This is a genomic window from Aestuariirhabdus haliotis (assembly GCF_023509475.1).
In the GTDB taxonomy this organism is placed as follows: domain Bacteria; phylum Pseudomonadota; class Gammaproteobacteria; order Pseudomonadales; family Aestuariirhabdaceae; genus Aestuariirhabdus; species Aestuariirhabdus haliotis.
The window spans coordinates 19,950-32,533 of the sequence record NZ_JAKSDZ010000019.1 but is presented as its reverse complement, the minus strand read 5'-3'; the positions used below and the strand labels follow the sequence as shown (position 1 = coordinate 32,533).

The window sequence follows — 12,584 nt, the reverse complement described above, 5'->3', positions numbered from 1 at the left end:
TGTCAGGTAGACTTCCACTATATTGATTCTCTCCTGGACTATAAAAGCATCGGTCATAAATGGGTATGCAAGCGGGTTCGCCATTTTTCACGAAGCAAGTACAGCTTCTAAATCAGAAGTTTTGTAATGGCGAATCTTCAATCTCTTATATTCATTCGGCGATTGTCTGAATAAGGAGAGGGACCTTATGATGTCACGATTGCTTCAATCGTTATACTTGTTTGGCACGTATCGATAATGCCCGGTTATTTTGTAAGAAAACAACATATCGTCAAGGCTGGGTCCTGCCCCAATATTGTGAACGATAAGCGGATTTCCGGTTGTTTCAGAAACATTATTGGTAACAATGCCGATATGCGGAAGGTTTCCAGGCAATAGCCAGGTGACGATATTTCCAGGTGCATAATCTCTGGCTTGGTTCGTTACAGGAAGCACAGAGCCGTGGCGAGTCAAGAATGCCTGCAAATTTGGAACGCGACGATGATCGATGTTCTTGTCTGGCTTGCTTAGACCCCAAATCCGCTTCGAAGGATAGGCCTCAAACTCCTTGGCCATATCTTCATGGACTAAGACCTGTAAATCGGTTCCCAGCGATCGATAACTGCGAATAATTACATCGGTACATACACCGATATTATTGGGGACATCTCCACCAGGGTATGGGATGGATAAATAGGATCCGTCATAGGTTATCGTATGTTTGGTTCGGTCAATCGCTGCCGCAACAAGATCTTGCTCAAAAGTGCTGCCCAAGCAGTTGTTAGCGATAAGGAAGGCTGTAGTGACAATGAATCTATGCATAGACTGTATGATGATATTGATCCCCGGATTGTTGTGCAATATTGCCAGTGCTTGGAGGTTTCTTAAGGCACCTGTCGGGGGGCGTCCCGACAAGCAGTCATCTTATTAGCCTCACGGAAAAAACATCAACAGAGAACAAGCTGAAGCTGCGTTGATCTTTCGATCTCTCTCGCCATCTACGACCGACAGGGACATCGAGAGTGCCGATTGCGCAGAAGCACGACCATCGGCCTTACATCCCTGCGATCGCTACCGCCATCCCTGGCTCTCGCGATCTACCTACATCCCTGTAGGCAAAAAAAAAACCCCTGGTGCTGGTAGGCGCCAGGGGCAATGCGGAGATACAGTAGATTCACATCGGCGATCGAGACGTCTGTGATCTACTCGCTATCCGTTAAATGCACAGGAGCGGAAACTCTGTCAGCTTAACGGATAGCGACCATGTGCAAGCACATGATTCGTTGCAGCCGTTCGCGCATGGCAAACGACCGAAAGTGCCCAATAAAATCCCGAAGCTGAAAAATCTGCCCCGTCGTAATATCGAGCAAGAAGTGTCTGCGTTTTAAGCCAGAGACTCTATTAGACGTTGGTCTGTGACCGGTCGGTCACGCACTGGATAAGCTGGATTTTTAAGAATCTAGCCTGAATACTTAGGTCTGAGCGCATAAGCCGGAGGAAGAGTTAATTCTGGTTTTGGCTTGCTTGTTCTTTTTGTGACTTTAATGCTAGCTGTAGTCACTTTTTATCGTTTCTCGGTCACACACAGGAACTCGATTTGACGCAAAATTCAAACGATATTCGTTACGAGCCGGAACGCCAGCTGTTTCATCTTCGAGCGCATCGCGCCGTCGGTTTGTATGATGTGGTGCTGACCACACTCTGGGGAACCGCGCTCGGTGTAGTCGTCGTTGAAGGCTTGTTTGGTGGCATTCCCTGGCAAGAGTTGGGAGCGATAAAAAGCCTGCTGACGATGTTGGCATTGGCCGCCATGTTCCTGCTCTGTTTATGGCGACTCAGCGAGGGGGTGCGTTCATTGGTGTTGGGCGTTTGCCCGCGTTTTGTGTTGCGCAGGGAGACATTGCTGGGGTTAAAATACCAGCCCGAACGGGGTCAATCGACCTATGCCATCGCACTGGGAAATCAGGTGATTACACGAGTGACCAATCTGCAAACATTTCTCGACGCCTGGCAACAGGCCACCGATGACGTCGCTCGGGAACAGTTGCTTAAAGGTTCTGGGTCTAGCGTTCCCGACGACCCATCACCGACCACCAATCCGGACTCTCCCGAGGATAATAGCGAGCCCCGCGTGTGACCGATGTGAACAGCAAATTGATAGATGGTTTTATTGCACAATTACAGGCTCGGCCCCATAGCGACAGGGTCTTTAATCCTTACCGGGATCCTTTGCTGGCGAATAATTTACGAACTTACCTGCACGCGATGACGGCGGTCATGGGGCCAAAACCAGCCTTGCTGGTCGGTGAAGCGCTGGGCTATAAAGGTGGACGGCTGACCGGAATTCCCTTCAGCAGTGGTGAATTGCTGTTGACCGGCCGTCATCGCTTTCTTCGCCAGCTGGCACCCAAACTGACCATTGTGGAACGGGACGCTGAGGTCAGCGCGAGTCTGGTCTGGCAAACCCTGGAGCGGCGCCGGCACTTGCCCTTGTTCTGGAATGCCTTTCCTTTTCATCCCCACCGTAGCAATCTGCCCGGCAGCAATCGCGCACCCAGTGCCGATGAGGTAAAAGAGGGCGGTGAGTATCTACAGGCGCTGATGGCCATTTATCGCCCCTGTCGGGTAGCTGCAATTGGTCGTGCTGCCGAACGTGCCCTGGTGGCCCTTCAGTCAGAAGGCCAAGAAGGAGATCAAGAACGAAGAGTGCGTTATATTCGCCACCCATCGTACGGCGGCAAGGCAGACTTTGTGGCCGGTATGGCGCGCTTTCTTAAAACCTGATAATTGCTCATAAACTGTCTGGCCCGACAGCTTAGGGCTCATCTGAATTAATCAGAGGTGCCCTAGTTCTGTGAGTTACCCTTACTCAGGATCACCAGAGCAATACCGCCAAGAATAATGGTCGATGCCAGAACCAGCCGCAGGCTGATCGTTTCATCCAGCAACAGCGCACCGCCGATGGCGGCGATAACCGGCACGCTTAGTTGGACGGTAGCCGCCTGAGTTGCCTGGAGCGCCGGTAATACACGATACCAGATGGCATAGCCGACGCCAGAGGCCAGTGCGCCAGAGGCGATGGCATAGCCAACACCGGCCAGATCGAGCTGTGCATGGCTCAGGGTCAGCAGGCTCAGACCCAGCGCGATGGGCAGGCTGCGAATAAAGTTACCGCAACTTGTTTGAGTCGGATCACCCAGACCCTGGCCCTGCAATGAATAGATCCCCCAGGCAATACCGGATCCCAGCATTAAGAGTGCGGCCGTCAAAGAGGGGGCTTCCAGACCGGGCAGTAGCAATCCAATCAGCCCTGAGATGGCCATGATCAGACCAAGCCACTGCGTCGAGGCAAGGCGCTCACCTCGCATCAGACCAACACCGATCATGGTGATCTGCACGGCACCAAACAGCAGCAGGGCGCCGGTCGCAGTTGACAGGCTGAGGTAAGCAAAGGAAAAACCGGCGGCGTAGGCAAACAGAGCCATTGCCGATAGCCAATTGCCCTGGGTGACCGCAAGGAGCGGTTGTCGACGCCATACGACCAGCAGTAATAAAGCGATTGCGCCGGACAGCAGGCGAATACTGGTAAAGCTGGCAGCGTCGATCCCGGTGTGCTCCAGCGCCATTCGGCACAGCAATGAATTACCGGCAAAAGCGATCATAGCGAGAGCCGTAAGGGCGACCGTAGAGCGGGATAGAGGCACGTAACGTCCAGCTAAATGGGGGGAGGAATTAATTTTCGCCGATAGTAACACTCCGTCAGCACGACTGCCTTATTAATCCGGTTGAAGGTCTAGCGCGGATAAGCCGAAGCGGTGTCCGGCAATTTTCTCCAGCCAGTCGAGTGCATGTTCGGTATCGTCAAAAACAGCGATATCATCGATAAACTGACTCTCAATAATGCCGGCCTGTATTCGGTTACAGACCACGACAGCGGTGCTCTGGCAGCCATGATCCTGGCACCATTGGAACAGTTCGTTGACCTGGGCCATAACCCTTGGAGACCCCAGGCTTTCCTCGTCCCAAATTTCCAGGCGTAGCCAGTAATTGTGTTGGCTGTTTTTGATTGACTGAATCAAGTGCCGCCGTGCCTTGGCGACTCCCTCTTCGTTGAAGGGGCCCTGAGGTCTGACAATTAGCAGTTCGCCCTGCCATTCCAGCGCTAATTTGCCATGAGATCTCATGGTGTATTGCTCATGATTTACCCTCGAATACAGGATTGGCTAACAAGCTTATTCGGCCGCCTGAAGCGCCTCTGAAGGGCAAAACGGGTGTTATTAGAATCGGTTCTAATAGCCCGGTTTTTCATCGGATGGGTACTATCGCGTTCTTACGTTTATACCTTTTTATTGTTCAGGGCGTCATCGACGATAATTTCAGTCACCACCTCGGTTTTTACCGAGTTGGCAATAAAGCATTGTTGATGGGATTGATGGTGCATGGTTTGCAGCTGCTCTTCACTGGGCTGGCGCTGACCGGAAAAACGGACTTTGGGTCTTAGCAGGACTCGGGTCATGGCGATGTTGCCTTCAGCGTCCTTTGCCATGGTGCCGATGGCATTGTCTTCGTACTGGTCGATGACAAAGCGGCGTTTGGCGGCGATGGACAGGAAGAACAGCATATGGCAACTGGACAGGCAGGCCACGAAGGCTTCCTCCGGATCGACATTGGCCTCGACGGAATAAGGCAGCGGAACCACATGGGGAGAGGAGGAGGCGGGAACGGTGACACCGCCATCAAACTCCCATCGGTGGCCACGGCTGTACTGGTTGTCGATGTAGTTCTCAGTCTGGTCGCGTTTCCAAATCACTTTGGCAACATAGTCTGACATGGGGGATCCTTGGTGGCTGGTTAGGAAGAGAGGCTGGGTTAAGAGCCTCATCATTTTGCAATGGGGATGATTACAGAGGTTTGACAGGCCGCCTATTGTCGGCTGTTTATAGCTTGGTATTCCATTTGTGTTGCAGGTTTTCCATCGCCTGTTGCGAAACCCGTGTGTTGGTTCGTTTTAACAGAGGGGCTAGCAAGCGCATCGGACCGTGCAACTGATACTTCAGTACCCGAGTGAATTTACCGCCGTTGTCCATAGCATCAAAATAGTATTTAAAATGAATGTCTGCACTGCCGTTTTCCGCCTCTGCTTTCACTTCCCAGTAGTGGTAGGGTTTGGCATCGATAACCCGGTAATGCAGCTTGCGTCGCAGAGTAAATGGCAGCAAGGGGAAGGGTTTTATTTCGAAGGCTTCGGTGTAGGTGTCGCCAATCGATAATGTCTCCACGTTGGCGGTAGCGCCGATAGAGTTAGGGTGCCATTCATGCCATAACCAGGGTTGTGAAATATACTCATACATCTCCCGGGGTGAGCTTTGGGTTTCAATGGTCGCTTCGATGGTTGGCACGGCAGGGCTCCTACTTAGAAAAGAAAACCAAACGATGGATGCTCAATGGTACCCCTTGTCGAGGGCAGGCATCTATCTTCGAGCATAAAAAAAGGCATCCGAAGATGCCTTTCAATAGAGGTCTGTCACTAGCCCTCTTGCTTCACTCGCTCATACCAGAGATTGTGGTGTTGTTTGGCCCAGGTTTCGTCAACCTCACCGGTTTTCATGCCTTCCAGTGCGCCTTCTGTACCCAGTGTTCCGATATAGATATGGAACAACGAAGCACTGAACAGCAGCATGGCGGAACCGGCATGGATCAGATTGGCGTTTTGCATGGTTTCCCGAATTTGGCCGAAGTTGGGGAAGTCCATCACCAGACCGCTGCCAGTCACCACCAGCCCCAAAATAACCACCACCCAAAACCAGACCTTCTCGCCGCCGTTCATATAGTCGGCATCGGGATGCTCCTTGCCGATCACGCCGCCGCCTTTGGCAAACCATTTCATATCCGTAGCGGTGAAGAAATTGTTTTTCATCCACTTCAGGATCATCACCAGCAGACCAATGCTAAACAGCGGGCCCAGGTAGTTATGCAGGTCCTTGCCAAGTCCCATATAGGCCGCGAAGGCATCTTTCCCCAGGATGGGAATCAGCACAGTTTTGCCATAGAGAATGGTGATCCCGGTGATACCCAGAAGTAAGAATAGAATGGCCACAAACCAATGAATGGTGCGGTCGGCACGGTTCCAGCGTTCCACCGTTTTTCCCGTGCGAGGCTCACTCAGTCGGGTAGGGCCAATCAGCAGATAAACTGCCACCAGTAACGCCAGGCTTAACCCCAGTGCCCAGGCACCACCCGGAGAGATCCATTGATTGCGAAACTCCATCCAGAACATGCCGGACTCGTTGATGAGCTGGCCACTTTCGGTGCCTGCAACCTGAGTTCTGCCCGTGGTGCCATGACGCACATGATCCCAGAACGCCGTAGCGGAGTCAGGATTGACCGCCGCCAGGGTGTAAGGAACCATGGGTGCCAGTAACAGCATCAGTGCACAACAGACCAGCGCCAGATTCATGCCACGCAGGCGACGCTGAAGCTTGGGGCCGGTTGCTTGTGTTGATGGTTTCATAAGCATCTTTCCCGTAATAGGAATTAACAGCTGTGCCGCTAACTCTTGTTTTTACGACCGTAAGCCATGGATTGTCCCCAGGCACCCGCGTTGGAACCACGATAGGTTACCCGCTCACGGAAGATGTCGGATACCTCGTTGGCATCACCGGCGAGCAAGGCTTTGGTTGCACACATTTCGGCGCAGGCCGGCAACTTACCTTCGGCGATGCGATTGGCACCGTATTTTTCCCATTCAACAAGGGAGTTGTCGTCTTCCGGGCCGCCGGCGCAGAAGGTGCACTTGTCCATTTTTCCGCGTACGCCGAAGGCATTTTCCATCGGGAACTGTGGCGCACCGAACGGACAGGCCATCAGGCAATAACCGCAGCCAATGCACTGGTCCTTGCTGTGTAGGACGATGCCGTCCTGGGCCTCGTAGATGCAATCAACCGGACACACCGCAATACAGGGCGCATCGGTACAGTGCATACAGGAGACAGAAATTGAGGATTCATCAGGTTCGCCATCATTGATTGTAACCACGCGACGACGGTTGATGCCCCAGGGGACTTCGTTAGTGTTTTTGCAGGCAGTAACGCAACCATTGCATTCAATGCACCGCTCCGAATCACACAAAAATTTCATTCTAGCCATGATCAATATTTCCTGTGCTGTGCGGCGACTTATGCCGGCAGAATTCGACAAAGACTTGCTTTAGACTCTTGCATCTGGGTGACCGAGTCGTAGCCGTAAGTCATTGCGGTGTTGGCCGATTCCCCAAGAATGTATGGGTCGGCGCCTTCCGGATATTTATTGCGCAGATCCTTGCCTTCCAGGACACCACCGAAGTGGAACGGCATAAAGGCGACACCCCGCTCGACCCTTCGGGTAATCAGGGCTTTCACCTTAACGCGGGCACCCTCAGGGGTTTCTACCCACATATCCTGGCCATCACGAATGCCGGCATCGTTGGCATCGGCCGGATGAATCTCGGCAAACATCTCCTGCTGCAATTCGGCCAGCCAGGGGTTGGATCGGGATTCATCACCACCGCCCTCGTACTCCACCAGCCGACCCGAGGTCAGAATGACCGGGAACTCCTTGGAGAAATCCTTGGCCTGGATGGATTGATACAGCGTCGGCAGACGGTAGTGGGACTTGCGGTCGGCGTAGGTAGGGTATTTCTCCACCAGGTCCCGGCGCGATGTGTACAGAGGCTCACGGTGCAGCGGCACCTTATCCGGGAAGGTCCAGACCACCGCCCGCGCCTTGGCATTACCAAAGGGCGCACAACCGTGCTTGATCGCTACCCGCTGAATACCGCCGGACAGGTCGGTCTTCCAGTTTTTACCTTCGGCTGCCTGCTGTTCTGCGGAGGTCAAGTCACCCCACCAGCCGAGTTGTTTGAGCAACTTGGCGGAGAACTCGGGATGACCGTCGGTGATCTCGGACCCCTTGTTGTAAGAGCCCTTGGCCAGCAAGCTGACGCCATCGCGTTCGACACCAAAGCGAGCGCGGAAGGTCAGGCCACCTTCGGCCACCGGTTTGCTGTTGTCATACAGCAAGGGCGTGCCAGGGTGTTTCTGCTCGGCGGTTCCCCAGCAAGGCCAGGGCATACCGTAGAAATCACCATCGGCGGGGCCACCTTCGGCCTTGAGACTGGTGAAATCAAAGGTGTGCCAGTTTTTCTGGTGCGCTTTCATACGCTCCGGACTTTGGCCGGTATAACCGATGGTCCACATGCCCTTGTTAAATTCCCGGGTGATATCTTCCACCAGGGGTTCTTCGCCGTTGACCTTGATGTTCTTGCACAGCTCGTTTTCGTAGCCAAATTTCTTGGCAAACTTGTACATAATGGTGTGGTCGGGCTGGGATTCGAACAGCGGATCGATCACTTTGTCACGCCACTGCAACGAGCGGTTGGACGCCGTTACCGAACCGTAGGTTTCAAACTGGGTGGTGGCCGGCAGCAGGTAAACACCATCCTGGCGGTCGGGCAATACGGCACTGGTGGTCGGGTAAGGATCGATGATCACCATCATATCCAGCTTTTCCATGGCCTTTTTCTGGTCCAGTCCCCGGGTCTGGCTGTTGGGGGCGTGGCCCCAGAACACCATGGCGCGCAGATTGTCGTTCTGGGCCATATTGCCCTTGTCTTCCAGCACGCCGTCTACCCAGCGGGAGACCGGAATGCCAGCGGCGTTCATGGGGAACTTGGGCTTTTCGGTGGTACCTTCGAACGCCTTGCGGTTATCGAAGCGGCCCTTGACCCACTCGTAATCCAGATCCCAGACCTTGCTCCAGTGCTTCCAGGCACCGGCGGAGAGTCCGTAGTAGCCCGGTAGTGAATGGGACAGGACACAGAAATCGGTCGCGCCCTGCACATTATCGTGGCCACGGAAGATATTGGCACCGCCACCGGAAACCCCCATGTTACCCAGAGCCAGCTGCAGTATGCAGTACGCGCGGGTATTGTTATTACCGGTCGTATGCTGGGTACCGCCCATGCACCAGACGATCGTACCGGGTTTATGCTCCGCCAGGGTACGAGCAACCCGGCGCATCTGTTCTTCGCTGACGCCGCAGATATTCTCGACTTCCGCCGGTGGGAATTTCTTCACCTCTTCGCGCACTTCGTCCATGCCGTAAACGCGCTGTTCGATAAAGGATTTGTCTTCCCAGCCATTTTCAAAAATATGCCACAGCAAACCGAACACATAAGCGACATCAGAGCCGGGGCGAATGCGAACGAATTCAGTGGATTTCGCCGCGGTGCGGGTAAAGCGAGGATCCACCACAATCAGTTTCGCCTTGTTGCGCTCCTTGGCGTGCAAAATATGTTGCATGGCGACCGGGTGCGCCTCGGCGGGGTTGGACCCGATCAGGATCATCGCCTTGGAGTTGTGCATATCATTAAACGAGTTGGTCATCGCACCGTAGCCCCAGGTATTGGCAACCCCGGCAACGGTGGTGGAGTGACAGATACGCGCCTGGTGATCCACGTTGTTGGTACCCCAGAGGGCGGCAAATTTACGGAACAGGTAGGCTTGCTCGTTGCTGTATTTGGCCGATCCCAGCCAGTACACCGAATCGGGTCCGCTTTCTTCGCGGATCTTCAGCATCTTGTCGCCGATCTCGTTGATTGCGTCATCCCAGGAGACTTTTTGCCACTTGCCGCCAACCAGTTTCATCGGGTACTTCAGGCGGCGTTCACCATGACCGTGCTCTCGCACTGCGGCCCCTTTGGCGCAATGGCCGCCGCGGTTAAAGGGGTGGTCAAAGGCAGGTTCCTGCCCGGTCCAGACACCTTCCTGAACTTCGGCATAGATACCGCAGCCCACCGAACAGTGCGTACAGATGGTGCGTTTGGTATCGACGGGTTTGGTGCTTTTGCTCGCGGCCTGGGCTTTTTGCATCATGCCCGGGGTCAGCAGTTGACTGGCGGCCAGGCCTCCGGCCGCTACGCCGCTGGCGCTAAGAAACGAGCGGCGGCTGATACCGCTGGTCTTGGCCTGTTCGCTTTCGGGGCTTACTTTGGTCAATTTCATTGTTATGTTGCCTCGTGTTAATCCGGTATCAGAACCTGAAACGTCGCCTAGATGCGGGCGGTATCGTAATAGGCCTTGACGTGATCCGACTTGCGGTAACGCCCTGACTGTTTTTCTTCGAGCGGCTCTTCAGCGGCCTGGACAGAGCCTGCGGCACCGACCACGGCTGCAGCACTCGCGGTGACAGCAACTCCGGTCAGAAACTCACGTCTCTGCAATTGCTCCTTGCTCAGCGATTTCTTACTCATTGTTCTCTCCCCTGCGGGTTTTTGAATGGTGGCTAATCAAATCTATGGTTGATCAAAACGATCGATCTCTGCTTGCAGCAACGCTTCACCCAGTTGGCCAACCGCAATATAGAAGTTGGCATTGTTGGCGTTTTGCAGATCATCGAAAAAGCGTTGTATCCAGCCCTGCATATGGGTGCGGAAGAAACGCTGTTGTTGCTCGGTTGAACCGGCTTCGATCAGGTAGGTCATCACTTCACAGAGTGCGGCTACGTGATCTTCGGGTTCGTGGGTATCCTGTTGACGCTCAAAGCCCAGTTCCTGCAGATCCTGACGCAGTTTGACCAGGGGCTTTTCCATCATAAATCCGGTCTGGTACCAGGACCCGAAGGGCAACAGTTCGCCCCGGCCGATACCAATAAAGAGGCTTTGGTATTCCTGTCGTGCGGCTTCTACCCGAGTATGCACGGCGCTTTGTTGCAAGGTGCTGTAGGCGTGCTCGATGGGGCTATGGGCCGACTCAATCTCGATGCCCGCCAGCAGCTGCATCAGTTCGTCGGAGAGTGCGCCGCGTAACAACGTACCCAGAAGGGCATAGCCTTCGGCGCGAAGATGATCTTCATCGCTCAACACTGGCAGTGCGTTGGTGGCGGTTACAGCGTTGTCGGTTGTGATCAGGTCGGCGCTCATTGCAGTAACTCCGAATCCTGTTTCATTAAGGCTTTCACGCGGCAGTCACCACAGAGTTCGAGCAGATTGCTGTTCTGGAACATGCTGTGGCCAGACAGTTTCTCCTGCATCTTGCGAAGCAGGCTTTGGGTCGCAAAGGGCTTGCCGCAATCGCCACAGCACAGTGGCGCATCCTCATTGAGGGTTTGCTGGGATTTGCGCACCGAGGGATCCAGCTGGTACTCGCTGCGCAGATCCAGCACCTTTTCCGGGCAGGCGCTGACACAGAGCCCGCATTGCACGCAATTGTGTTGGGTAAAGAGCAGCTTGGGTGAATCGCCCCCCGATTGCAGGGCCTGGGTGGGGCAGACACCGGCGCAGGACATACATAGAGTGCACTGCTCCTGGTTGATATCTAGACCGCCCATGGGCATTCCTGCTGGCAGGCCAAAGGCCTGGGCTTGTTGTTCGCCAGCGGTAAACAGTTGGTCGATGGCCTGGAACAGGGCTTCCCGGCGTTTGTGGTCGGGCAGATAACTGGCATTGGAAACCGGTGTCAGGTCGCTGGTCAGCCACTGTGACAGAGTGTCGGCATTGGTGGACTCAAGCAGGCTTATGCGAGTCGTTTCGAGGCCAAGACCGTGCAGAATCGCATGAGCGAAACCCAACTGGGTCTGTAGAGCGCTGCGCGCAGTTTCGTCAAGGTCGTCCGGGGCAAAAATAACAACCCGGGGCGCTCCCCAGGCCAGCGCGCTGAACCAGGTTTCCAGACCGGCGCAGTTGATCTCTTCCAGCACGAGCTGAATCACTGGTTCAGCAATATTTGCTGCGATATCCGTATTGTCGTCGGTGCGAATAATGACTGCCGCCGATTGCTGTTGCAAAGGCTCGCGCAGGCGTTGTAGCAATTGATGAGGCGGTGTTTCGAGGTGCTCGATGGCCCCGGTCGGGCAAGCACTGGCACAGCCGCCGACGCCATGGCACAGGTGGTGATCGACTTCGATGCGCCCGCTGACCGAACTAATGGCATCGGCCGGGCAGACCTCAAGGCAACGGGTGCAGCCAATTAAGGTGCTGTTGCTGTGGGCGCAGATGTCGTTATTAAGGCGCAGGTAAACCGGTTTGCTGAACTCGCCAACCAGATCTGGCAACTCTTCCAGGGCGGTCGCCAGGCTGTTTTGATCCGGGCAATGGAAATAGCCTGCGGGTGAACGTTGGTTACCGATCAACGCACTGCTGCCCAGGTCGAGCACAAGGTCGAAGGCTTTGAGCTGACTGAGCTTGGCCAGCGAATTATCAATCAGGCCGCCAGGCAATGAGACCATTGCGTCAAAATGACCCATATAGCCGCCGAGGGACTGCAAGCTGTGGTGGTGTATCGGGGCGTTAATCTCCAGTCCGGCCGCCCGTTCCATATCGACATTGACGGTAGCGGGCATCGCTTCGGTGATTAGCACCGTGCATTTGAGTGCGCCTGCCAGTTCGGCAGCCGCCAGCCGTGCACGGTGCTCAGGCCCGGTTATCAGTAGCTCGCCGGAGCTCCGATAGGTAATGGTGCTGGTTTGGGGTTCATACTGGTTAACAGCTAACCCCGGTCGTTCCATGGTTACAACAGTCATAGATCCTCATCAGGCTGGTTGTAAGGCTCAAGCCTTTTTATTTCTTATGG

Annotated in this window: 13 protein-coding genes; 2 read left to right on the top strand and 11 right to left on the bottom strand. The window is 54.4% G+C overall.

What is annotated here, in order from left to right:
• Window positions 1-204: 204 nt before the first annotated feature.
• Window positions 205-894 (bottom strand): DUF1287 domain-containing protein, encoded by a 690-nt coding sequence (locus tag MIB40_RS11945; RefSeq protein ID WP_249694445.1) that lies wholly within the window; start codon window positions 892-894, stop codon window positions 205-207.
• 682 nt (window positions 895-1,576) lie between these two features.
• On the opposite strand from MIB40_RS11945, the gene MIB40_RS11940 reads away from it, so the two are divergent.
• Together MIB40_RS11940 and MIB40_RS11935 are read left to right on the top strand one after the other, a co-directional pair.
• The gene (locus tag MIB40_RS11940) at window positions 1,577-2,116 is read left to right on the top strand and encodes a hypothetical protein (RefSeq protein ID WP_249694443.1); all 540 of its coding nucleotides are present in this window, start codon (window positions 1,577-1,579) and stop codon (window positions 2,114-2,116) included.
• Between the two features lie 5 nt (window positions 2,117-2,121).
• The gene (locus tag MIB40_RS11935; RefSeq protein WP_249694441.1) at window positions 2,122-2,763 is read left to right on the top strand and encodes a uracil-DNA glycosylase; all 642 of its coding nucleotides are present in this window, start codon (window positions 2,122-2,124) and stop codon (window positions 2,761-2,763) included.
• 62 nt (window positions 2,764-2,825) lie between these two features.
• On the opposite strand, the gene MIB40_RS11930 is transcribed toward MIB40_RS11935, so the two are convergent.
• From MIB40_RS11930 to MIB40_RS11885, 10 genes are all read right to left on the bottom strand, one after another.
• Entirely contained in the window at window positions 2,826-3,683 is an 858-nt protein-coding gene (locus MIB40_RS11930; protein ID WP_249694439.1) for a DMT family transporter, read from the bottom strand.
• A 72-nt stretch (window positions 3,684-3,755) separates the two neighbouring features.
• Window positions 3,756-4,163, bottom strand: coding sequence for a hypothetical protein (locus MIB40_RS11925; protein WP_249694437.1), 408 nt, complete (start codon window positions 4,161-4,163; stop codon window positions 3,756-3,758).
• Window positions 4,164-4,315: 152 nt separating this feature from the next.
• On the bottom strand, window positions 4,316-4,810 hold the full coding sequence (locus MIB40_RS11920; protein ID WP_249694435.1) for an OsmC family protein: 495 nt from the start codon (window positions 4,808-4,810) through the stop codon (window positions 4,316-4,318).
• Between the two features lie 106 nt (window positions 4,811-4,916).
• Window positions 4,917-5,378, bottom strand: coding sequence for an SRPBCC family protein (locus MIB40_RS11915; RefSeq protein WP_249694434.1), 462 nt, complete (start codon window positions 5,376-5,378; stop codon window positions 4,917-4,919).
• A 128-nt stretch (window positions 5,379-5,506) separates the two neighbouring features.
• Entirely contained in the window at window positions 5,507-6,490 is a 984-nt protein-coding gene (locus MIB40_RS11910; RefSeq protein WP_249694424.1) for a formate dehydrogenase subunit gamma, read from the bottom strand.
• A gap of 38 nt (window positions 6,491-6,528) precedes the next feature.
• Window positions 6,529-7,125, bottom strand: coding sequence for a formate dehydrogenase FDH3 subunit beta (fdh3B, locus tag MIB40_RS11905; RefSeq protein ID WP_249694422.1), 597 nt, complete (start codon window positions 7,123-7,125; stop codon window positions 6,529-6,531).
• A 29-nt stretch (window positions 7,126-7,154) separates the two neighbouring features.
• Window positions 7,155-10,019, bottom strand: a complete 2,865-nt coding sequence (locus MIB40_RS11900) for a formate dehydrogenase subunit alpha (RefSeq protein WP_249694420.1) — start codon at window positions 10,017-10,019, stop codon at window positions 7,155-7,157.
• A gap of 47 nt (window positions 10,020-10,066) precedes the next feature.
• Entirely contained in the window at window positions 10,067-10,267 is a 201-nt protein-coding gene (locus MIB40_RS11895) for a twin-arginine translocation pathway signal (protein ID WP_249694418.1), read from the bottom strand.
• Window positions 10,268-10,309: 42 nt separating this feature from the next.
• Entirely contained in the window at window positions 10,310-10,936 is a 627-nt protein-coding gene (locus MIB40_RS11890; RefSeq protein WP_249694416.1) for a TorD/DmsD family molecular chaperone, read from the bottom strand.
• The gene (locus tag MIB40_RS11885) at window positions 10,933-12,534 is read right to left on the bottom strand and encodes a 4Fe-4S dicluster domain-containing protein (RefSeq protein WP_249694414.1); all 1,602 of its coding nucleotides are present in this window, start codon (window positions 12,532-12,534) and stop codon (window positions 10,933-10,935) included. Before MIB40_RS11885 ends, MIB40_RS11890 begins: the two co-directional genes overlap by 4 nt.
• Window positions 12,535-12,584: the final 50 nt, after the last annotated feature.